Below are 21,403 nucleotides of genomic sequence, written 5' to 3' on the forward strand. Positions count from 1 at the left end.
CATGAGCGGGGCGAGCATCAGCGTGCAGGACTTCGTGATGCGGTTCGGCGACCGCAACGTGGTCGACGGGCTGTCGTTCGACGTCGCCCCCGGCGAGACGTTCGGGCTGCTCGGCAGCAACGGCTCCGGCAAGACCACGACGATCCGGGCCCTGCTCGGCATCACCACCCCGACGGCGGGCACGCTGACGATCGACGGCCGGCCCTACCGACCGGCCACCGGCGGCATCGGCTACCTGCCCGAAGAACGCGGGCTGTACCGCAAGGAGTCCGTCATCGACGTGATGACCTACTTCGGGCGCCTGCGCGGGCTCCGCGGCGCCGAGGCGACCGCGTGGAGCATGGACTACCTGGCCCGGGTGGGGCTCGCCGACCGCGCGAAGCTGCGCGTCGACAAGCTGTCCGGCGGCCAGCAGCAGAAGGTCCAGCTCGGCATCACGATCATGGACCGGCCACGGCTGCTCATCCTCGACGAACCGACCAAGGGCCTCGACCCGGTGAACCGGCGGCTCCTGCTCGACCTGGTCGACGAGCGGAAGGCCGACGGCGCGACCGTGGTCCTCGTGACGCACCACATGGACGAGGTCGAGCGGCTCTGCGACCGCATCCTGCTCCTCAAGGACGGCCGGGCCGCCGCGTACGGATCCGTGCCCGACGTGCAGGACGCCTTCGGTGGCGCCGTCGCCCGCGTCGGGCTCGACGGCCCCGTGCCGAAGTCGCCGCTGTACCGGCTCGCCCGCCACGAGGGGCACGTCGCCTACCTGGTGCCGACCCAGGCCGCCGCTCCGGACGGTGCGGACGTCCTGGCAGAACTGGTCGCGGCCGGGGTGCACGTCACCGCGTTCGAGATGCGCCGGATCCCGCTCGACGAGATCTTCGTGCAGGTCTACGGGCACGACGCCCTCGCCGCTGCATCGTCGGACGGAGCAGCGGCATGAGCAGCCTCGGCACGGTCGTCCGGTTCGAGTTCGTCCGCGCGGTGAAGAAGCCCGCGTTCTGGATCGGTACCCTCGCGCTGCCGGTCGTCATCGTGGTCGTGTCGTTGCTCGTGGGTATCGGGCAGGCCGCCGGCACGAACTCCGTGGTGTCCGGGTCGTCCGCCACCAAGACCCCGTTCCACTACGTCGACGAGTCCGGCCTGGTGTCGGAGTCCGTGGCCGCGAAGTGGGGTGGGACGCCGTCCACCGACGCCGCCGCCGACCGCGCCGCCGTCCGGTCCGGTGACCTCGACGCCTTCATCGCGTTCCCGTCGTCGCCGTCCACGACGGCCATCCGGGTCGACGCCGCCGACCGCGGGCTCTTCGCCAACGGCGTGTACTCGTCCCTGGCCGAGCGGGTGCTCGAGCAGAGCGTCGCCGCGTCGGTCGACGACCCCGAGACCGTGGAGCTGCTCCGCAGTCCACCCGCCACCGACGTCACCACCTACGCCGACGGCCGGGTCGCACCGGGCTGGTTGTCCGTCGTGCCGCCGTTCCTGTTCGTCGCCGCGTTCTTCGGGCTCGTCATCCTGCTCGCCGCACGGATGGTCACCGTCGTGGTCGAGGAGAAGGAGAACCGGATCTCCGAGATGATCCTGACCACGGTGACCGCGGGCGACCTGATCCGCGGCAAGGTCATCGCGATGCTGCTCGTCGGCTTCGTGCAGGTCAGCGTGTTCGTCGTGCCCGGCCTGGTCGGGCTGCTCGTCGCCCTGCCGCTGGTGTCGTCGCAGCTCGGTGGGCTGACGGTCGACCCGTGGCGGATGGTGACCGGAGCGCTGCTGCTCGTCGGCGGGGTGCTGCTGGCGTCCGGGCTGTTCGTCGCCGTCGGGGCCGCAGTGCCGTCGATCAAGGACGCCTCGGCCCTGCAGTCGGCGGCGATCTTCGCGCTGATCATCCCCCTGTACGCGGCGTTCTTCGTGATGACGACGCCGACGTCGCCCGTCGCCCAGTTCTTCACGTACTTCCCGACCTTCACGCCGATCACCGCGATGGTGCGGAACGCCGTCGGGGCCCTCACCGTGACGGAGTCGGTGGTCTGCATCGTCGAGGTGTTCGTCGTCGCCGGTCTGCTGCTGTGGTTCGCGGAGTACCTGTTCCGGCACTCGGTCGCGCAGTACGGCTCGAAGGTGACGGTGCGGCAGGTGCTGTCGTGGCGGCGGGGGCGTCGGGGCTGACCTCGTCGGTCGGTGCCGCACGGCGTCAGACGCGGACGGGTGCCTCGTCGAGGTCCCACGACGGGACGGCGTGCCGCTTCCATCCCTGGCGCAGCGTGTTCACCGCGCGGTCGAACTCCACCAGGACGTCGATGTGCGGGCGGACGAGCATCTGGATCTGCAGCCCCTCGTAGACCGAGAGCAGCTGGGTCGCCGCCTGGTACGCGGGGATGCCGGCCTCTTCCGAGCCGCGGTCGAAGTCGCGCTGCAGCCCGACGGTCAGCTGCTCGGCGTACTCCTCGAACCGCTTGCGGAACAGCTCGGCGAAGCCGGACTCCGAGCTGGCCACGGTGATCAGGCCCGCGAGGACCCGGACGAGTCCGGGATCGGCGACGTCCTCGGCCAGGGTCAGACGGACGTGCTCGATGGTGCACGTCGGCGGGTTCTTCCGCCGGGTCCCCCGCAGCTGCGCCCACCGGTCGTAGGTGACCAGGAGCAGGGCGTGCCAGGTCGGGAACAACCGCTCGACGGTCTCGAGCGGGATGCCGGCCACCTCGGCGACCACCGCCGCGTCGACGGCGTCGAACGGGTGCAGCCGGTAGGCGCGGATGGCCGCGCGCACCGTGCGCTCCGCGAGGGACTCGTCGTCCTCGACCCGTTCGCCGTGCAGGGGTTCCATCCGACCATTGCAGCGCATCGCGAGCCGTTTGTCTCGTCCCAGAGCGGGGGCCGTGCTCCCGGCCGCGTCAGCGAGCCTCGGCCACGGCGGTCAGCCGACGGTGACCGGCGCCGCCGGCGGGCGGACCCGCTGGCGCATCCAGACGAAGAACCCCGTCAACGTGAAGACGCCGTAGAAGACGTACATCAACCCGGAGGCGTAGTACCCGGCGGAGAACAACAGCGGCACGCCGACCAGGTCGACCGCCACCCAGATGAGCCAGAACTCGACCCACCCCTTCGCCATGCCGTAGGTGGCGAGCAGCGAACCGACGAAGATCCACGCGTCGCTCCACACCGGCTCGTACGACCCGAGCGCGCGGAAGACGGGGGTCAGCAGGGCGGTGCCGCCGACCATGCCGACGACGAGCAGCAGACGGGTCCGCCAGGAGGCCCAGCGCGGGTCGATCACGGTGGTCGCGTCCTCGGGCCGGTGCGTCCACCGGTACCAGCCGTAGATGCTCACGATGATGAACATGACCTGACGGCCGGCCTGCCCGAGCAGGTTGACGGGGTTCGGGGTGTCGAAGAGCGCTCCCATGAAGACGGTGAAGAGCAGGGCGTTGCCGACCAGTCCGACCGGCCAGGCCCAGACCTTCCGACGCATGCCACCGAGGGCACTGAGCAGCCCGAAGACGTTGCCGATCACCTCGCGCCAGAGCACCGTCTGGTCGCCGATGACGATCTGCGCGTCGAACAACCAGCGCACGATGTCCATGGGCCCTCCTCGTTTCCGGACGGTGCAACGACGCCGTGCGTACCGGCATTCCTTCTGCGATCACCCTGCGCACATGAAGCGTGTGCTCAGAAATCGGGGTACAAATCATGTCCTCCCTAGCGGGGACAAAAATCACCCCCATTCTGGGGTCCGAGCGAACGCTCGTTCTCGCTTGTCGGCACTTTGGGGGACAGGTAACGTCGACACCAGAGCGAGTCCAGCCCGCCCGAGCAGCAGTACCTGCGCTCCGAGGCCCGGCGACCGCTCTCGGCACCGGTCAGCCGCGACCCCCTCCAACCACTGGGTCGATGACAACCTCCCCACCGGACCCGACGCCCGAATGTCCCCGGTGGGCTTCAGCGTGCCCCGAGCACGCAGGAACGGATCCACCCCATGCACAAGATCGTCACCGGTGCCATCGCCGGCGCAGCAGGCGTCGCACTCCTCCTCGGCGGAGCGGGCACGTTCGCCCTCTGGAACGCCAGCGCCTCGAGCGCCGCGTCCGCCGTGAGCGCCGGCACCCTGACGCTGAGCGCCAACAACGACGGCGCCTGGACCGACATCACGAACGGTCGTTCCACCGCGATCGACCCGACGAAGGCCCTGATGGTCCCGGGCAACACGTTCCAGTTCACGCAGACGCTGAACATCGGCGCGACCGGCCAGGACCTCAAGGCCAACCTGACGTACGCCAACCAGAGCATCACCGGCGACGCCGCGCTGCTCGCCGCCACGACGAAGACGCTGGCCGTCACCTCGACGAGCGCCTCGGTCGTGCAGTCCTCGTCGAACGCGAACACCTTCGTCGTCTCGCCGTCCTCGTCCACGTCGACCGTCAAGGTCGTCTTCACGGTGACGCTCCCCGCGTCGGCGACCACCGGGCAGGGCGGCTCGATCAACCTCAGCGCGCTCGCCTTCACGCTGACCCAGACCGCGATCGGTTCCTGATCCCCCGATCGCACCCCACCGACCACGACGACCAGGAGCACGCAGACGACCGCCACACCGCGGACGACGGGACGCCACCGCGCAGCCCGACGGCACCGCTGGGTGTGGCCGGTCGCGATCGCCCTGGTCGTCGCGGTCGGAACGGCGCTCCTCGGCGCCGGCGGCACGTACGCGCTCTGGAACGGGACCGCCAGCATGGCGGCCACCACGGTGCGCTCCGCCACCGCGACCATCAGCGTCAGCGGCACCACGGCGATGAACACCGCGGTCCTCGGGCCGGGCACGAGCACCACCGGCACCTTCACGGTGCGGAACACCGGGTCGATCCCCCTGTCGGTGCGCGTCACGACGACGGCCGCGAAGTCGTCCGTCGCGGCGGCGACCGGTGAACTGACGCTCCACCTCGCGATGGTGTCCTCGGCCGCGAAGTGCGTCCCCGGGCTCACCGGTACGAGCGCGCGGCTCGCCACCTTCGACACCGGCGCCGGGTCCTTCACGCTGCCGGCCGGGGCGAGCGGGATCGCGTGCCTCGAGACGGCTCTCGACGCCGACGCACCGCAGACCGTCGCCGGCGCCACCACCGACTTCACCCTCACCGTCACCGGAACGCAGGTCTCCGCATGAACCGCCGCCTCCGACTCCTCGTCGCCGTGCTCCTCACCGCCGTGTTCGTCGGCGGCGGGTCGAGCGCCGCGTGGGCACTGTGGAGCGCGTCGGGCACCACCGCGGCGAGCACCACGGTCGGCACGGTCGCGGCGTCGATCAGCGGGACGAGCGCCCTCACCACGGCGTTCTCGTCGAGCGTCACCTCGACGACGAAGCCGATCACCCTGACCGACTCGGGAACCCTCGCCGGTACCGCGACCACCACCGTCTCCGTCGTGTCCGGCAGCTCGACCGCACTCGCCAAGGCCGTCTCCGTCGTCGCCTGGCCGGTCGCCTCGACCGCGGGTTGCACCACGAGCACGGCCGTCGGTACCGGGTCCGTCTCCGGCACCTGGGCGTCGCTGCCGAGCATGAGCGCGAAGCTCGCCGCCGGCGCCTCCGCCGTGTGGTGCACGCGCAGCACCCTGCAGTCGTCGGCCCCGGCCGGCTCGACCGCCACGGTGAACGTCAACCTCACCGTCACGAGCGGCACCTGGACGTCGGGGGTCGTCGCCGGCGGCTTCACCCTGACCACCCCGGCAGCGACCGTCGACACCAAGCCCTCGCTGGTCTGCACCGACCACGGCGGCTGGTACGTCGAGATCCGGTGGGACGCCGCGAACCGCCCGATGGACACCTGGTACGGGGCCTTCGTCGGTTCGACCCCGGTCGGGCAGAAGGCGCAGGACTACTCCGCGTTCATCACCATCGCGCCGACGGACGTCCCTGCGAGCGCCGGCACCGCTGGCACGCTGACCGTCACCGTCAAGGTGCTCGACAGCGCCGGCAACCCCACGTCGACCGTCGCGGGCACCGGCAACGTCACGCTCTTCACGCAGGACAACGGGGCGGCGATCCGGTGCGGCGCATGAGCACCCCCACCCCGCGCACCGGATGGCGCGCCGTCGTCCACGCCGTCGTGTTCGGTCTCAGCACCGGACTCCTGCTGCTCGTCGCTGGCCTGGCGGTCGTGCTGATCGTCGTGCCGAAGGCCACGGGATCGATGCCGCTCACCGTCCTGACACAGTCGATGGAGCCGACCCTGCCCCCGGGAACGCTGCTCGTGGTCCGTCCGACCCCGATCGACGACATCCGGGTCGGCGACGTCGTCACCTACCAGATCGTCTCCGGCCAGCCCGCGGTCGTCAGCCACCGCGTGGTCTCGGTGTCGTCGTCGTCGAACGGCGAGCGGACCTTCGTGCTCAAGGGCGACAACAACGCCGAGGCCGACCCGGCACCGGTCACCGCAGTGCAGATCCGCGGCGTGGTCTGGTACTCCGTGCCGGAGATCGGCATCGTCAACCAGGTCGTCAACGGGTCGCGGAGCTGGCTCATCCCCGCGGTCGCCGGCGTGCTCCTGACGTACGGTGCGGTCATGATGACCGCGGGCTTCGTGAGCGCCGCACGTCGTCGCCGCGCCGGCACCAGCCGCGCCGGCACCAGCCGCGCCGGCACCAGCCACGGACGCCGCAGCGCAGCGCACCACGTCGAGCGGACCACCTTCGAGAACAGGACCGAGACGACGACCACCACCCGGTCTAGGCTCGGTGGACGTGACGGACGGAGTGCAGCGGGCGCGGGAGCTCCTCGACGCAGCGGCCCGACGGCTCCGCGCCGCGGACGTCCCGGACGAAGCACTCGGCGAGTACGTGCAGCCGAAGGCCGTCCTCGGGATCCGTCGTGACCCCGCGATGCGACCACTCGGCCGGGTGTGGCGGGTCGGGGCACTCCTGATCGGGTCGTCCCCCGAGACCGCCGGCCGCGTCTGGGCCACCGGGTCGATCACCCGTGTCACCGAACCCGGTCGTTCGCAGTACCAGTCGGTCTCCGCCGAGGTCCGTCGCGCCTACCGAGCTGCCGCCGCGAAGGGGCGGTTCGGCGCCGGTGACACCGTGAACCACGGCGCCGTCCCGATCCCCGTCGACGACTCCCTGGTCGGCGCCGAGGGCGTGCTCGTCGTCATCGACGACGTTCCGTCGGTCCGGTGGTCCCCGACCGCCGGCACCGCAGTCCCCCTCGCCGACTACCTGGACGACCGCGTCGGGCTGCTCGTCGATCCCCCTCGGGGCGCGACCGACTGACCCGGCACCGGGATCGCACGGTGCGGGGTTCGTCGTGCAGTGCCGGTTCCTCGCGCATGCGCACCGTGCAGTGCCGGAGACTCCGTGCGCGTTCCCGCTCCCGGTGCGGGCGCTCCACGGTTGCACGGGCCCTGAACCAGCCGCCCACACACCGCACACGGTCCGCCGGACGCGGTCCGGGCCTCCAGGCCGACCGGACCGACCGCCCGCCTGTCGCGACGTCACCCGGTCCCGATAGTGTCGGAACGTGAGCAACGAGGCATTCGACGACCGCTACGAGCTGCGCGAGTTCGCGCCCGGGACGGACGACAAGGGGGCACCGAACGCCGAGACGGCAGCGTGGATGCAGGCCGTCGGGATGGGCTTCCACGAAGCCGACCCCGATGCCGAGGGCGCAGCCCGCATGGCGTCGCACTTCATCGCCGACGAAGAGACGTTCCTCGGGGTCTACGTGCGCGAGCCGTTCCCGGGGTCCGTCGACGAGACGTGGCCGGCCGGCACCTTCACGTGGTTCCGCAAGGCGCTGAGCTGGGGCGACGGGTCCTCCGTCGACACCCAGGCGATCTCCGCGGTCACGGTCCGCCCGACCGAGCGTCGCCGCGGCATCCTGCGCCGGATGATGACGCACGCGCTCGAGCGCGGGGTCGCCGAGGGGTACGCCGTCGCGTCGCTGACCGCGTCCGAGGGCACCATCTACCGCCGCTTCGGCTTCGGCTGCGCCATCCGCGAGCGTGCCGTGCACGTGCGCCGCGAGCGCGCGCTGCCCCTGCTCGCACCGACCTCCGGCACGGTGTCGGTCGTGACCCCGCAGTGGCTCGCCGACGGTCCCGGCAAGGCGGTCTTCGACCGGTTCCACGTCCGCACCCCGGGCTCGATGGTGCGCAACACCGGTACCTGGCCGATCGCGTTCGGCCTGCGCGGGCCCGACGGCCAGAAGGCCAAGGACGTCCGCGCCGCCGTGCACCGCAGGGACGGCTCCGACGAGGTCGACGGCTACGTCACCTGGCGCGTCAAGGAGGACCGCGGCTCCGACACCGCGCTCGAGATCGTCGACCTGGTGTACGCGGACGACCAGGCCTACACCGCCCTGTGGGAGTTCCTGCTCTCGGTCGACCTCAACGACGTCGTGAAGTACAACCGCTCCCGTCTCGACGACCCGATCGTCGCGGCGCTCGGCGACAACCGTGCGTACGACGTCGACCACGAGGAGGACCACGTCTGGCTGCGCGTCCTCGACGTGCCGGCGGTGCTGGCCTCGCGACCGTTCGCCGTCGACGGGTCGCTGACACTCGGGGTCACCGACGCGCTCGGCTTCACCACCGGCACGTACCGCCTCGACGTCCAGGAGGCCCGTGGCACCGTCGCGCGCATCGCCGACGACGTCGACGTGGCCGGGTCCGACGTCCAGCTCGACGTCGCCGAGCTCGGTGCGCTGCTGATCGGTTCGGTCTCCCCCGTCACGTTGGCCGCCGCGGGGCTCGTCCGCGCCGCGGACCCGGCGTCGGTGGCGCTGCTCCGGGCGATGTTGCTGCCGCCGCGGACGCCGCACGGCATCACGTACTTCTGATGGACGTCGCCCGCGTGGTGGCGCGCGCACGTCAGGTCGTCTCCGTCGTGGCGTCCCCCACCCTGCGAGCGGGGGTGTTCGGCGGAGCCCCGGCCGACGACCGCACCCGGGCGGCGGTCGGCTCGTTCGACTGGGTCACCGACGACGGCCCCGTCGCGTCGGTGCTCGGCCGGACGGCACGCGAGCTCCAGCGGCTGCAGTCGCCGGCCGCGGTGCTCGAGTTCGACCGGATCGAGCGCATGCCGGTCAAGGACGTCGAACGGCATGCACTGTCCGTCCGGATCGTGGAGCTCGTGTTCGAGCGACTCGGACCGGACCGAGTCGTGCCGGAGGCCGTCCTGAACGCGGCCGTCGGCATGTTCGCGGCCGATGTCTCCGTCGTGCGCCGGGATGCCGTGGACCTCGGCGTCCTGACGCGCACGGACGACGGCTCGGCCTACCGGATGGCGCCCGCCCGCCCGGCCTGAAGCTGCTGGGTCGTCCCGCGCGGGGTGCAGAACCTCGTACCGGGCGAGGGGCGAGCGCTCTGGTGCGAGGTTCTGCACTCCGTGGGATGCGTGCAGGCTCGCACGGAGTACGGAACCTCGCACCACACGAGCGGCGGCGCCGCGGCCCTACGCCCGGCGCCGCACCCGCGGGTCGACGAACGCGTAGACCACGTCGACGATCACGTTCGCCGTGACGATCAGCAGCGCCGAGAACAGCGTGAAGCCGACGACCACCTGCAGGTCGAGCGTGTGCACCGCGTCGATGAGCAGCGCGCCGAGGCCCTGCATCGAGAACACCTTCTCGGTGATGACGGCACCACCGAGCAGCGACCCGAGGTCGAGCCCGAACAGCGTCACCACGGGCAGGATCGCAGTCCGGAGCCCGTGCCGCACGACGACCTGGCGCTCCCGTAGCCCCTTTGCCCGGGCGGTCCGGACGAAGTCCTGCGACATCGACTCGAGCATCTCGCCACGGGTCAACCGGGCGTAGATCGCGGCGCTGATGAAGGCGAGCACGCACCACGGCAGGATCAGGTGGGTGAACCAGCCGACGGGGTCGTCGCTGAAGGCCACGTACCCGCTCGTCGGCAGGATCCCGAGCACGAACCCGAACAGCAGGATGCCGAGCAGCCCGACCAGGTACGCCGGTGACGAGACACCGGCGACCGCGACCGTCATCACGGCGCGGTCGACGAAGGTGCCGCGACGCAACGCCGAGACGGTGCCGCCGAACACCCCGGCGACGAGCCACAGCACGGCGGCCCCCACGGCGATCGACGCGGTGACGGGCAGGCGCGCGAGGATCAGCTCGGTGACGCTCTCGTGCAGCTGGAACGAGTACCCGAAGCACGGTGCCGCGCACTCGATCACGCTGTTGCCGCTGCCGAAGGTCCGGCCCGTGAAGATGCCGGCCAGGTAGGCGCCGAACTGTGCGAGCCAGGGCTTGTCGGTGCCGAGGAACGCCTGGACCTCACGGAGCCGGTCCGGTGTGCAGGGCTTGTCGCAGATCGCCCGTGCCGGGTTGGTCGGCAGGAGCATGAACAGCGCGTACGTGATGGCCGCGACGACGAGCAGCACGACGGCGGCCCCGAGCACGCGGATCGCCAGGAAGCGCAGGGTGGCGGCGTTCACGCGGTACCCCCTCGCGGGTCGAGGGCGTCGCGCAGGGCGTCACCGAGCACGTTGAAGGCGAGGGTGATGAGGAACAGTGCGGCTCCGGGGAACACGAGGTACATGGGATCGGTCTGCACCCAGCCGATGGCGTCGCCGATGCTGCGACCCCACGACGGCGTCGGCGGGTTGACGCCGACGGCGAGGAACGAGAGCGCGGCCTCGGCACCGATCATCGACGGGATCGAGATGGTGGCGTAGACGGTGATCGTCGCGGCGAGGTTCGGCAGCAGCTGCGTGCGGATGACGTGCCAGCGACCGGCACCCATCGCCGTGGACGCCACAACGTAGTTGCGGCTGACGAGCGACAGCGTCTGCCCGCGCACGACACGGGCCACGGCCGGCCAGCCGAAGAACCCGACGACGAGCACGACGAGCACGGGCTTCGGGAACGACGACGGCACGATCGCGGTGAGGGCGATCATGAACACGAGCGACGGGAACCCGAAGATCACGTCGACGACCCGCGAGAGCACGCGGTCGTACCAGCCGCCGAAGAACCCGGTCGTGACGCCGACGAGCACGCCGATGACGATCGACACCAGGGTGGCCGCCAGTCCGATGCCCAGCGAGGTCCGTGCACCGTACGTGACGATCGAGAACAGGTCGCGACCGGTCAGCGGCTCGACACCGAACCAGTGCTCACCGCTGATGCCCCCGCCGGCACCACGCGGCGCACCGAAGTCGTTCAGCGCGTCGATGTCGTACGCGTACGGGTCCTGCCCGGACGCCTTCGCGATGAGCGGGGCCGCCACCGCGACCACCAGGAACACCGCGATGACGACGGCCGAGGCCACCGCCCAACGGTCCTGCCGGACGCGTCGCACCACGGCGCGGAAGCCGGTGGTCCGGCCGGACGGTGCGACCGGGCGGTCGACGACGTTGGCCGTCACGAGGCCACTCCTTCCCACGCGCGCCACGCCTCGCGGCGAGCGGCCTGTCGCACGGGGTCGGCGACGGGCGCTGCGGCGAGGAGCATGCGCGTGTAGTCATGGTGCGGGTCGTCGAGCACGGCGTCGGTGGTCCCCCGCTCGACGACCCGGCCGTCGCGCAGCACGATCACCTGGTCGGCGAGCTGGCGGACGACGGCGAGGTCGTGGCTGATGAGCAGCATGCCGAAGCCGAACTCCCGCTGCAGCCCGGCCAGCAGGTCGAGCACGGCGGCCTGCACCGTGACGTCGAGGGCCGAGGTCGGTTCGTCGGCGATGACGAGTGCCGGCCGCAGCGCGAGCGCACGCGCGACGGCGACGCGCTGCCGCTGGCCGCCGGACAGCTGGTGCGGGAACCGCTCGGCCCACGTCGGGTCGAGCTGCACGGCGGTCAGCAGCTCGCGGACCCGCTCGGCGCGGTCCGCAGCGGAGTCGGTGCCGTGCACGAGCAGCGGTTCCGCGATGCTCCAGCCGATGGTCTGCCGCGGGTTGAGCGACGACGTCGGGTCCTGGAACACGATGCCGACACGACTGCGCAGCTCGCGCAGTCGTCGTCCGCGAGCCGTCCGCAGGTCGCTACCGTCCACCTCGACCGACCCGGCGACGACGGGCACCAGGCCCGCGAGCGCGCGCCCGATCGTGGACTTGCCGGAACCGGATTCGCCCACCAGGCCGACGGTCTCGCCGGCGTGCAGGGCGAGGTCGATGCCGGACACGGTCGGTCCGCCCCGGCGCGAGTACCGAACGGCAACGTCGCGCAGGCGCGCGACGAGCGGCCTGGAGGCGCGACTCGCGTCGTCGACGTCGGCCGGGGCCGAGACGGTGCTCGCGTCTGCGGACAGATCGCGGCTTGCCGGAGCCGAGTCCGGTCCGGCAGGCCGAGTCTCGGTCGACGCGAGCGGCTCGTCGGACGCGGGGCGCGCCTCCAGGCTGGGGACGGCCGCGAGGAGCTCCCGCGTGTAGTCGGCGGTCGGGTGGGCGAAGACCTCGGCGACGGTGCCGTGCTCGACCGGGTCGCCGCGGCGCAGCACCAGCAGGTCATCCGCGACGTCCGCGACCACGCCCATGTCGTGGGTGATGAGCAGCACGGCGAGGGACCGCTCGCGGCCGAGGCGCCGGAGCAGGTCCAGGATGCCGGCCTGCACGGTGACGTCGAGCGCGGTCGTGGGCTCGTCGGCGAAGAGTGCGACCGGGTCGCCGGCCAGGGCCATCGCGATCATCGCGCGCTGGAGCTGGCCGCCGGACAGTTCGTGCGGGTAGGCCTTGCGGATGCGCTCCGGCTCGGTGAGTCCGGCGGCACGGAGCAGTTCGTCGACGCGCGCCCGGACCCCGGCGCGGTCGAGCCCGGTCGGGTGCGCCCGGACGGCCTCGGCGATCTGCGCGCCGATCGACAGGACCGGCGTGAACGAGTTCATCGGTTCCTGGAACACCACGCCGATGCCCGCACCCCGGACGGCGCGGATCGTCTCGACGGGGGCGCCGATGAGTTCCTCGCCGCGGAACCGGGCGCTGCCCGACACCGAGGCCTGTGGCGGCAGCAGCCCGAGCACGCTCATGGCGCTGACGGACTTGCCCGAGCCGGACTCGCCCACCAGGGCGAGGACCCGGCCGGGCGTCAGGTCGAAGGAGACGTCACGGACGACGGGCTCCGCGTCGCCGAACGCGACGCGGAGCCCCTCGACATGCAGGATCGGTTCGGTCACTGCTGGAGCGAGACCTTGAGGTAGTTCGGGTACGCGGGGAAGTCAGCGATCTGGAAGTTCTGCACGTTCGAACCGGCGAGGAAGGACTGCTTCGCGTAGATGAGCGGCACGACCGGGGCGTCGGCCATGATCTTCTGGTCCGCCTGGGCCCAGAGCTTCTGCGCGTCGTCCTGGTCGACCGTGGAGCTGGCCTTCGCGATCAGGGCGTCCACCTCGGGGTTGCTGTACTTCGAGACGTTGTAGCCGCCTCCACCGATCTGCGACGAGTCGTACAGGGGCTGCAGGTTGGCGTTCGCGCTCGGGAAGTCCGGCTGCCAGCTCGACAGCGACAGGTCGAAGTCGGTGCCGTTGGTGGTCGCCTGCGTGAAGGAGTCGTAGTCGAGCGGCTTGAGCGTCACGGCGATGCCCGCACGCTTCAGGCCGGACTGCAGCGCCTGGGCCTGGGCGAGGTAGGTCGGGTCGTTCTGGGTGACCAGGGTCAGCTTCAGGTTGCTGACGCCGGCCTCCTCGAGCAGCTGCTTCGCCTTGTCGACGTCGCCGGTGGCCTTGGTCTCGTACAGGTCGTAGTCCTGGCGCCCGGCGATGCCCGGGGTGATGAGCGTCGAGGCGTACGAGCCGGCGATCGCCCCGCCGGCAGCGATCCGGAAGGACTTGCGGTCGACCGCGTACTGCAGCGCCTGGCGGACCTTGAGGTCCTTGAGCGCACCGCGCTGCGTGTTGATCGCCATGTAGCTGATCGGGCCGGCCTTCGACGTGGCGAGGCGGTCTTGGGCTGCCGGGTTGCTGCGGACCTGGTTGAGCTCGGCGGCACCCAGGTAGATGGCGCCGAACGAGTTCTTGGCGTCGCCGTTGTCCGCGATCAGCGTCTGCGTCACCGTGGACTGGTCCTGGCTCTCCTTGAAGACGATCTTCGACGGGCCCGCGGTGCGGACCTCGTCGGTCTTCGCGCTCCAGTTCTCGTTGCGGACGAGCGTGACCTGCGAACCCTGCGTGTTCGACTGCACCTGGTACGGACCGGACGCGACCGGCTTCAGGTCGTAGGCGCCGGTGTCCTTGCCGTCACCCTCGGGCACCGGGGTGAATGCCGGCATCGACGCGAGCCACGGCCAGTCGCCGTACGCGTCGTTCAGCTTGAAGACGATGGTCTTGTCGTTCGGCGTCTCGATGCTGTCGAGCGACTTGCCGTCGAACGGACCCTTGTAGTCGGCACCGCCCACCAGGAGCGACTTGTGGTAGCTCAGGCCACCGCTCAGGGTCGGCGCGAACGACCGCTCGATGCCCCACTTGATGTCCTTCGTGGTGATCGGCGTGCCGTCCTGGAACTCGACGCCGTCCTTCAGCGTGTAGGTCCAGGTCTTGCCGTCGTCGCTCGAGACCCCGGTGTTGGTCGCCAGGTCGGGGACGACCTTCGCCGTCTTGCCCGGCTCGACGTCCCACGTGGTGAGCCGTCGGGCCACGAGGCCCAGCGACGTGATGCCGAGGCTCTGGCTGGTCGCGGGGTCGAGGTGGAACGAGGTCTGCGGCGTCAGGATGTTGAGCGTGCCGCCCTTGGCCGTGCCCTCGGCGCCGTCGTCGGACGAACCCCCACCCGAGCAGCCGGTCAGGACCAGGGCTGCTGCTGCGGCGACGGCCGCGGTGATCGTCAGGCGGTCGGGGCGTCTCATGACGGTGCTGCTCCTCGGGGAAGGGGGTCGCGATCGCGGTGGCGGTCGCTGCGACGGCGGAACGGTCCACCTGCCGGGCGGCGTCCATCCTGACACCGCGACGGTGGCCCGTCCGAATCTCGCGTGCGTCGGACGACGCACGACGAAACATTGCAAGCGCCTGACGTCGACCCGCTATTCCCGATGCGTTCGCACAGCAGTGCGTCAGCGGTCGAAGAGCCCGCCGAGGAAGTCGTTGCCGAGGTTCGACGCCTGCTCGCCGAGACCGGACGCCTGCTCCCCCAGGCCCGCGGCCTGCTCGCCGAACCCGCCGAGGAGCTGCTCGCCCTCGCCGAGCACTCCCTCGACGCCACCGCCCAGCTCACCGAGCCCGAGGTCGCCCATGCCCGAGGCGATCCCCTCGAAGTCGACGCCGAGGTCGGCGGCCCCTGCCAGCACCGGCCCTGCGGCGGCACTCAGCACCGCTCCCCCGGCCACCGCGGCGGCGAGGCCACCGAACGCCATCGCGCCGGCGCCGACCGCCGCACCACCGGCGAAGGCCCCGGCGCGGCCGCGACCGTTGCCGTTGCCGTTGCCGTTGCGGCCGGAACCGCCGAGGACCCGTCGGACCAGACCCGGTCGCGACACCTCCCCGCGGGTCATCGCACGGGCCATGCCGCCCGCCGAGTCGTCGCGCAGGTGCTCATGGGGCGGGAGCTCGGAGTTCAGGCGGTCGCGGACCTGCTGGCGCTGCGCGGGGGTGAGCCGCGCGAAGGCGTCGTGGTGGACCTGCTCGAGCTGCTCCGGCGACGAGGCGCGGAGCAGGTAGTCGTACTTCGCCAGGGCGACCTTGTCGGCGTCGGCCCCGTGCTGCGGCGTGCGAGCGTGCTGCTGCGGCTGCTGGCCGTACTGCTGTGGCTGGCCGTACTGCTGCGGCTGGCCGTACTGCTGTGGCTGGCCGTACTGCTGCGGCGGCTGCTGGTTCCGGTCGTCGCCGGTCAGCTTGTCCGCAGCGCTGCGCACGATGCCGCGCCAGTCGGTTCCGCCCTGCTGTGCCCCGGCGCCGGGCGCGGTTTCCCCCTGCCCACGCTTCTGGAGCTGCTTGTCGATGACCTTGGAGGCCATGCCGATGATGCGGTTGAGGTTCGCCATGCCCCGACCTTTGCGTCCTCACATGTGAACGCCCGGCGCTGCTCCGGTGCGACACCCGGACAACGCATCCCGATCCCCTGGGAACCGGTGCGGCTCAGGACAGGACGCGCGCGAGGAACGCGTTGCGGAACCGCCCCGTGGGGTCGAGGTCACGGGCGAGTGCGGCGAAGTCGGACAGCCGCGGGTACGCCTCGTGCAACCGCTCGGCACTCGCGGCGGACACCTTGCCCCAGTGCGGCCTCGGGTCGAACGGCGCGAGCACCTCCTCGATCCGCTCGACGGCGGTGGCCACCGCGGCGGCGTCCCGGCGGAACGTGAAGTGCAGGCCGACCGACTGCCGGCCGGCCGAGGGCGCGAGCCAGGCGGTGTCGGCCGCGATGGTGCGGACCTCGGCGGCGATGAGGATCGGGGCGAACAGCGACGCCAGCGGCCGGAGCGCCTCGAGCGCCTCCACCGCCGAGGCTGCGGGGATCAGGTACTCCGCCTGGATCTCGGCCCCGGTCGACGGGGTGAACGAGGACCGGAAGTGCGGCAGCCGCTCGGACCAGGGCCCCGGCACGCCGCCCTGCTCGGTGACGCCGGCCGGGTCGTTCTCGCCCGGGTGCACCGGTCCCGAGGCGACCCGGGCACCGAGGGCGACGAGGTCGACGGTCGGTGCAGCCTCGTCGACGCGGTGCTTGACCCAGACCTGCCGGGCACCGCGGTCGTCGAAGGAGGTGAACATCGACACCGAGTACGCATCGGACATCACCTGGTCGAACTGCGTGGCAACCGCGTCCCACGGCAGGTCGAGGTGCACCGTCGTGGCGACCTGGAACGTCGGCTCGATCGCGAGCTCCACCGCGGTGACGACGCCGAGCGCGCCGATCCCCACCCGGTGGGCGTCGAGCAGCCCGTCGGGCGACGAGGCGTCGACGTGCGCGAGCTCCCCGGAGGCGCGGACGACGTCGAGGCCGACCACCGCCTGTGCGAGCGACGGGTTCCGCACGCCGGAGCCGTGCGTGCCCGTGGCGACGGCCCCGGCCGTGGAGATGTGCGGCAGGGACGCGAGGTTCCCGAGCGCCCAGCCACGGGCCTCCAGACCGGCCGCGACCTGGCTGTGCGTCATGCCGGCGGCGACGCGCACGACGCGACGCGACGTGTCGATGTCGAGCACGGGCGGCAGGTCCGACAGCGACACCTGGACGGCGTCGGTGTCGGCGATGGTGTTGAACGAGTGTCGCGAGCCGAGCGCCGTCAGGCGCGGCGTCGAGGCGACGAGCTGCTGGAGCTCGTCCACCGACGTCGGCCGGGCCAGCGCCGCGGCACGGTAGGTGACGTTGCCCGCCCAGTTGGTGCGGGTGCGCTCGGCCGCGATCACGTCGTCCATCGTGGGTCCTGACTCCTCTAGAAGCCGCGGTCGAGACGGTGCCACGTCTGCTGGAGACGCAGTTCGTCGCGGAACCCGCGGGCGGTGGTGTGCTCGTCGATGACCAGGAACTCGGTGCCGACCATGGTCGCGAAGTCCTCGACGACCTGCAGGCCGACCGCCGTCGTCATCACGGTGTGGTGGGCGGCGCCGGCGGTGAGCCAGGCTTCGGCGGCGACGGGGAACGACGGCCGGGGCTCCCAGACCGCGCGGCCCACGGGCAGCTTCGGCAGGGCCTCGGTCGGGGGCACGACGTCGACGACGTTCGCGGTGAGGCGGAAGCCGTCGCGGGTGTCGGACAGCGCGACGACGACGGCCTCGCCGGAGTCGGCGGTGAAGACCAGGCGCACCGGGTCGTCCTTGCCACCGATGCCGAGCGGGTGGATCTCGAGCGTCGGCTTCGTGGTGGTGAGCGTCGGCGAGACCTCGAGCATGTGCGCCCCGAGGATCTTCTCGGCGCCCGGGGTGAGGTCGTAGGTGTAGTCCTCCATCAGGGAGGCACCACCGGGCAGGCCGGCACCGGCGACGTTCATCGCGCGGACCAGGACCGCCGTCTTCCAGTCACCCTCGGCACCGAAGCCGTAGCCGTCGGCCATCAGGCGCTGCACCGCCAGGCCCGGCAGCTGCTTGAGCGAGCCGAGGTCCTCGAAGTTCGTGGTGAACGCGGCGCTGCCGTTCTGCGCGAGCAGGGTGCGGAGGCCGATCTCGATGGCGGCACCGTCGCGGAGCGCGGCGTGCCGTTCGCCGGCGCTGCGGAGTGACGGGTCCACGTCGTAGTCGCGTTCGTACGTCGCCACGAGCGCGTCGACCGCTGCCGTGTCCGCTGCTGCGGCGTCCACCGCTGCCGCGAGCTCGTTGACGGCCCACGTGTTGACCTGCACGCCGAGCTCGATCTCGGCCTCGGTCTTGTCGCCCTCGGTGACGGCGACGTAGCGCATGTTGTCGCCGAAGCGGGTCAGCTTCAGCTCGCGGACGGCCGCGGCGCCGGCGGCGGCACGGGTCCAGTTCGCGACGCGCTGCTGGACGCGGGGGTCCGAGACGTGGCCGACGGCCGTGGCGTGCCGGACGCCGAGGCGAGCGAGGGCGTAGCCGAACTCCCGGTCGCCGTGCGCGGCCTGGTTGAGGTTCATGAAGTCGAAGTCGATGTCCGCCCAGGGCAGCGTGACGTTCGCCTGCGTGTGCAGGTGCAGCAGCGGCTTGGTCAGCGCCTGCAGGCCGCCGATCCACATCTTGGCCGGGCTGAACGTGTGCATCCAGGTGGTGACGCCGATGACCTTGTCGTCGGCGCTCGCCTCGATGAGGGCCCGGCGGATGCCGTCGGCGTCCTTGAGCACGGGCTTCCAGACCAGCTTGACCGGCAGGTACCCCGCGAGTTCCGCGTGGACGGCCTTGCTCTGCTCCTCGACCTGGCGCAGGGTCTCCTCGCCGTACAGACCCTGGGAGCCGGTGAGGAACCAGACCTCGTAGCTGTCGAGCGTGGCCTGGGGGTCGACGGTGGTGTCCTGCGTCATCGCATGGCTCCTTCGGGGTTCTGTCCGTAGACGTTCTGGTAGCGATCGAAGAGTCGATCGATGTTCTCCGGGGCGATCGGGACGAGCTCGCCGCCCTGCTTCGCGATGTGCACCGTGCGGGCGACGTCCTCGCACATCACGGCCGCCTTGACGGCGTCCTTCGCGTCCTTGCCGATCGTGAAGACGCCGTGGTTCTGCATCAGCACGGCACGGCTGCGGTGCCCGCTCAGGGTGTCGACGATGCCGTGGCCGATCGAGTCGTCGCCGATGATCGCGAACGGGCCGACCGGGATGGGTCCGCCGAACTCGTCCGCCATCGCCGTGATCACGCACGGGATCGCCTCGGCGCGGGCGGCCCAGGCCGTCGCGTAGGTCGAGTGGGTGTGCACGACGCCGCCGACCTCGGGCATGTTCCGGTACACGTAGGCGTGCGCGGCGGTGTCGCTGGACGGGCCGTGCTCGTTGCCCCAGCCCTCGGCCGGCACACCGTCGAGGGTGCAGACGACCTGGTTCTCCGGCGTCAGGTCGTCGCTCGACACTCCGCTCGGCTTGATGACGAACAGGTCCGTGCCGGGCACGCGCTCGGAGACGTTGCCGCCGGTCCAGATCACCAGGCCGTAGCGGACGAGTTCGCCGTGCAGACGGGCGACGCGCTCCCGCGTCGCGGCGACGGCCTGTCGCGTGGTCTCGTCGATCGCGTCCGTCATCGGGTCACTTCCTCTGTCTGGAGGCGCGGGTCGGCGCCGTCGGTCTCTCCGGTCGGTCCTGTGGCCGCGCCGGGGCGGGTCGCCGCCGCGGCGACGTCCTGCACGGGCAGTGCGGACCGGTAGCGGTCCAGGTACGTCTGGAACCCGGCGACGTCCGCCGGCTCGGGTTCGGCCACGTGCACGGCGTCCCCGCCGAACACGGTGTCGGACAGGTAGTCGGCGAGCTGCTGGTCGGTGTGCTCGAGGTAGGCCGCCAGTACCGCGATCCCCCACGCGCCGCCCTCGCCCGCGGTCTCCTCGAGCGCGATCGGTACCCGCAGGGCCGCCGCGAGGAGCCGCTGCGGGGCACCCGGCGTGCGGAAGAGCCCACCGTGCGCGGTCATCCGGTCGACCTGCACCTGTTCGCCGTGCAGGACGTCCATGCCGATGGCCAGGGTCGCGAAGGCCCCGTGCACCTCGGAGCGCACCAGGTTGCCGAGCGTGAAGCGTGCACCGGGGGCGCGGAGCAGCAGCGGCCGGCCGTCCGCGACGTGGGTGACGGGTTCGCCGGCCAGGTAGTTGAAGGAGAGCAGACCGCCGGCGTCCGGGTCGGTGTCGTCGGCGACGGCCTCGGCGAGCAGCGTTGCGTAGACGTCGTCGGTGCCGATCGGGGTCGCACCGGTCCGCTCGCTCGAGGCCTCGGCGAAGCGTCCGAACACCCGGGCCCAGCTCGCGATCTCGCTCGCGCCGTTGTTGCAGTGCACCATCGCCACGGCGTCGCCGGCCGGGGTGGTGACGACGTCGAGTTCCTCGTGCGCGGTGGTCAGCGACTGCTCGAGCACGACCATCGCGAAGATGCTGGTGCCGACGCTCACGTTGCCGGTGCGCGGGGCGACGGCGTTCGTCGCGACCATGCCGGTGCCGGCGTCGCCCTCGGGCGGGCAGAGCGGTGCACCGGGTTCGAGCGTGCCGGTCGGGTCGAGCCAGGCCGCGCCCTCGGGGGTCAGCTCGCCGGCTTCGGCACCGGCGACGAGGACCTCGGGCAGCAGGGACCGCAGGTCCGGCAGGCCGATCAGGTCCTGGGCGGTGGCGAGCATGGCGTGGTCGAAGTCCTTGGTGCCCGGGTCGCCGGGGCCGCTGTCGACGGGGCCGCCCTCGATCGGGAACATGCCGCTCGCGTCGCCGACGCCCAGCACGTTCCGGCCGGTCAGGCGGCGGTGCACGTAGCCGGCCAGGGTCGTGACGCCGGCGATCGACGGCACGTGCGGCTCGTCGTCGAGGACCGCCTGGTACAGGTGCGCGATCGACCAGCGCAGCGGGATGTTGAACCCGAGGGCCTCGCTGAGCCGTTCGGCCGCGGGGCCGGTGGAGGTGTTGCGCCAGGTGCGGAACGGCACGAGCAGCTCGCCCTCGGCGTCGAACGCCAGGTAGCCGTGCATCATCGCGCTCACGCCGACCGCGCGGTAGCTGCTCGGGGCGACGCCGTACTGCGCCTCGACGTCGGCCACCAGGGCTGCGTACGCGGCGCGCAGTCCGGTCTCGACGGCCTCGAGCGAGTAGGTCCAGCGCCCGTCGACGTACTCGTTCTCCCACTCGTGGGAACCCGCCGCGATGGGCACGAGGTCCTCGTCCACCAGGCAGGCCTTGATGCGGGTGGAGCCGAGCTCGATCCCGAGCGTGGTGCGGCCGTCCACGATCCGCTGTCGGCGGTCGTCGCCCATGCGTTCCTCCAGAACCTCGTCGTCCTCAGTGAGCGCTCACATCCTGGCACGTGAGCGCTCACTCGTGCAACGCCGCGGCGCGCCGCCCGTCCTGCCCGCCCGTCCCGCCCGCCCCGCCCGTCCCGCCCGGCTCCCCCAGCGGTCGGAACACCCCGCTCAGCTGCCCCGACCGGTCACGGACCG

At 71.7% G+C, this 21,403-nt stretch carries 20 protein-coding genes; 9 read left to right on the forward strand and 11 right to left on the reverse strand.

What is annotated here, in order from left to right; genetic code table 11:
• Window position 1: 1 nt before the first annotated feature.
• Both OE229_RS15775 and OE229_RS15780 read left to right on the forward strand, forming a co-directional pair.
• The gene (locus OE229_RS15775) at window positions 2–937 is read left to right on the forward strand and encodes an ABC transporter ATP-binding protein (RefSeq protein WP_111235848.1); all 936 of its coding nucleotides are present in this window, start codon (window positions 2–4) and stop codon (window positions 935–937) included.
• Window positions 934–2,154, forward strand: a complete 1,221-nt coding sequence (locus OE229_RS15780; RefSeq protein WP_209133993.1) for an ABC transporter permease — start codon at window positions 934–936, stop codon at window positions 2,152–2,154. Before OE229_RS15775 ends, OE229_RS15780 begins: the two co-directional genes overlap by 4 nt.
• A 25-nt stretch (window positions 2,155–2,179) precedes the next feature.
• On the opposite strand, the gene OE229_RS15785 is transcribed toward OE229_RS15780, so the two are convergent.
• The gene (locus OE229_RS15785) at window positions 2,180–2,812 is read right to left on the reverse strand and encodes a hypothetical protein (RefSeq protein WP_182064743.1); all 633 of its coding nucleotides are present in this window, start codon (window positions 2,810–2,812) and stop codon (window positions 2,180–2,182) included.
• Between the two features lie 90 nt (window positions 2,813–2,902).
• Window positions 2,903–3,568, reverse strand: coding sequence for a nicotinamide riboside transporter PnuC (gene pnuC / locus OE229_RS15790; RefSeq protein ID WP_071404263.1), 666 nt, complete (start codon window positions 3,566–3,568; stop codon window positions 2,903–2,905).
• Window positions 3,569–3,961: 393 nt separating this feature from the next.
• Here pnuC and OE229_RS15795 point away from each other — a divergent pair, with 393 nt between their 5' ends.
• The 7 genes from OE229_RS15795 to OE229_RS15825 all read left to right on the forward strand — a co-directional run bounded on the left by OE229_RS15795 (window position 3,962) and on the right by OE229_RS15825 (window position 9,276).
• Window positions 3,962–4,516: an alternate-type signal peptide domain-containing protein gene (locus OE229_RS15795; RefSeq protein WP_110862326.1), complete on the forward strand. Its 555-nt coding sequence runs from the start codon at window positions 3,962–3,964 to the stop codon at window positions 4,514–4,516.
• A gap of 102 nt (window positions 4,517–4,618) precedes the next feature.
• Window positions 4,619–5,140, forward strand: coding sequence for a CalY family protein (locus OE229_RS15800; RefSeq protein ID WP_263344718.1), 522 nt, complete (start codon window positions 4,619–4,621; stop codon window positions 5,138–5,140).
• Window positions 5,137–6,033, forward strand: coding sequence for a hypothetical protein (locus OE229_RS15805; protein WP_262138810.1), 897 nt, complete (start codon window positions 5,137–5,139; stop codon window positions 6,031–6,033). Before OE229_RS15800 ends, OE229_RS15805 begins: the two co-directional genes overlap by 4 nt.
• Window positions 6,030–6,845, forward strand: a complete 816-nt coding sequence (locus tag OE229_RS15810; RefSeq protein WP_262138811.1) for a signal peptidase I — start codon at window positions 6,030–6,032, stop codon at window positions 6,843–6,845. Before OE229_RS15805 ends, OE229_RS15810 begins: the two co-directional genes overlap by 4 nt.
• Window positions 6,811–7,242: a hypothetical protein gene (locus OE229_RS15815; RefSeq protein WP_259579866.1), complete on the forward strand. Its 432-nt coding sequence runs from the start codon at window positions 6,811–6,813 to the stop codon at window positions 7,240–7,242. Before OE229_RS15810 ends, OE229_RS15815 begins: the two co-directional genes overlap by 35 nt.
• Before the next feature lie 247 nt (window positions 7,243–7,489).
• Window positions 7,490–8,809, forward strand: coding sequence for a GNAT family N-acetyltransferase (locus OE229_RS15820; RefSeq protein WP_259579868.1), 1,320 nt, complete (start codon window positions 7,490–7,492; stop codon window positions 8,807–8,809).
• Window positions 8,809–9,276, forward strand: coding sequence for a DUF2087 domain-containing protein (locus tag OE229_RS15825; RefSeq protein WP_259579870.1), 468 nt, complete (start codon window positions 8,809–8,811; stop codon window positions 9,274–9,276). The genes OE229_RS15820 and OE229_RS15825 overlap by 1 nt, the downstream gene beginning before the upstream one ends.
• Window positions 9,277–9,423: 147 nt before the next feature.
• Here the strand turns inward: OE229_RS15825 and OE229_RS15830 are convergent, their stop codons facing one another.
• From OE229_RS15830 to OE229_RS15870, 9 genes are all read right to left on the reverse strand, one after another.
• A complete protein-coding gene (locus tag OE229_RS15830; protein ID WP_111047198.1) occupies window positions 9,424–10,428 on the reverse strand; it encodes an ABC transporter permease in 1,005 nt (334 codons plus the stop codon).
• Entirely contained in the window at window positions 10,425–11,360 is a 936-nt protein-coding gene (locus tag OE229_RS15835) for an ABC transporter permease (protein ID WP_259579873.1), read from the reverse strand. Before OE229_RS15835 ends, OE229_RS15830 begins: the two co-directional genes overlap by 4 nt.
• On the reverse strand, window positions 11,357–13,099 hold the full coding sequence (locus OE229_RS15840) for a dipeptide ABC transporter ATP-binding protein (RefSeq protein WP_263344723.1): 1,743 nt from the start codon (window positions 13,097–13,099) through the stop codon (window positions 11,357–11,359). The genes OE229_RS15835 and OE229_RS15840 overlap by 4 nt, the downstream gene beginning before the upstream one ends.
• Entirely contained in the window at window positions 13,096–14,763 is a 1,668-nt protein-coding gene (locus tag OE229_RS15845; RefSeq protein WP_262138815.1) for an ABC transporter substrate-binding protein, read from the reverse strand. The genes OE229_RS15840 and OE229_RS15845 overlap by 4 nt, the downstream gene beginning before the upstream one ends.
• A gap of 204 nt (window positions 14,764–14,967) precedes the next feature.
• Window positions 14,968–15,894, reverse strand: a complete 927-nt coding sequence (locus OE229_RS15850; protein WP_262138817.1) for a cation-transporting ATPase — start codon at window positions 15,892–15,894, stop codon at window positions 14,968–14,970.
• Between the two features lie 94 nt (window positions 15,895–15,988).
• Window positions 15,989–17,263, reverse strand: a complete 1,275-nt coding sequence (locus OE229_RS15855) for a D-arabinono-1,4-lactone oxidase (protein ID WP_262138820.1) — start codon at window positions 17,261–17,263, stop codon at window positions 15,989–15,991.
• 17 nt (window positions 17,264–17,280) lie between these two features.
• Complete coding sequence (gene araA, locus OE229_RS15860) at window positions 17,281–18,813, reverse strand: L-arabinose isomerase (RefSeq protein WP_182064754.1); 1,533 nt, start codon at window positions 18,811–18,813, stop codon at window positions 17,281–17,283.
• Entirely contained in the window at window positions 18,810–19,520 is a 711-nt protein-coding gene (locus tag OE229_RS15865) for an L-ribulose-5-phosphate 4-epimerase (protein WP_182064755.1), read from the reverse strand. Before OE229_RS15865 ends, araA begins: the two co-directional genes overlap by 4 nt.
• Window positions 19,517–21,220: a xylulokinase gene (locus tag OE229_RS15870; RefSeq protein WP_262138822.1), complete on the reverse strand. Its 1,704-nt coding sequence runs from the start codon at window positions 21,218–21,220 to the stop codon at window positions 19,517–19,519. Before OE229_RS15870 ends, OE229_RS15865 begins: the two co-directional genes overlap by 4 nt.
• Window positions 21,221–21,403 lie beyond the last annotated feature (183 nt).

The organism is Curtobacterium poinsettiae, from assembly GCF_025677645.1.
GTDB classification, from domain to species: domain Bacteria; phylum Actinomycetota; class Actinomycetes; order Actinomycetales; family Microbacteriaceae; genus Curtobacterium; species Curtobacterium poinsettiae_A.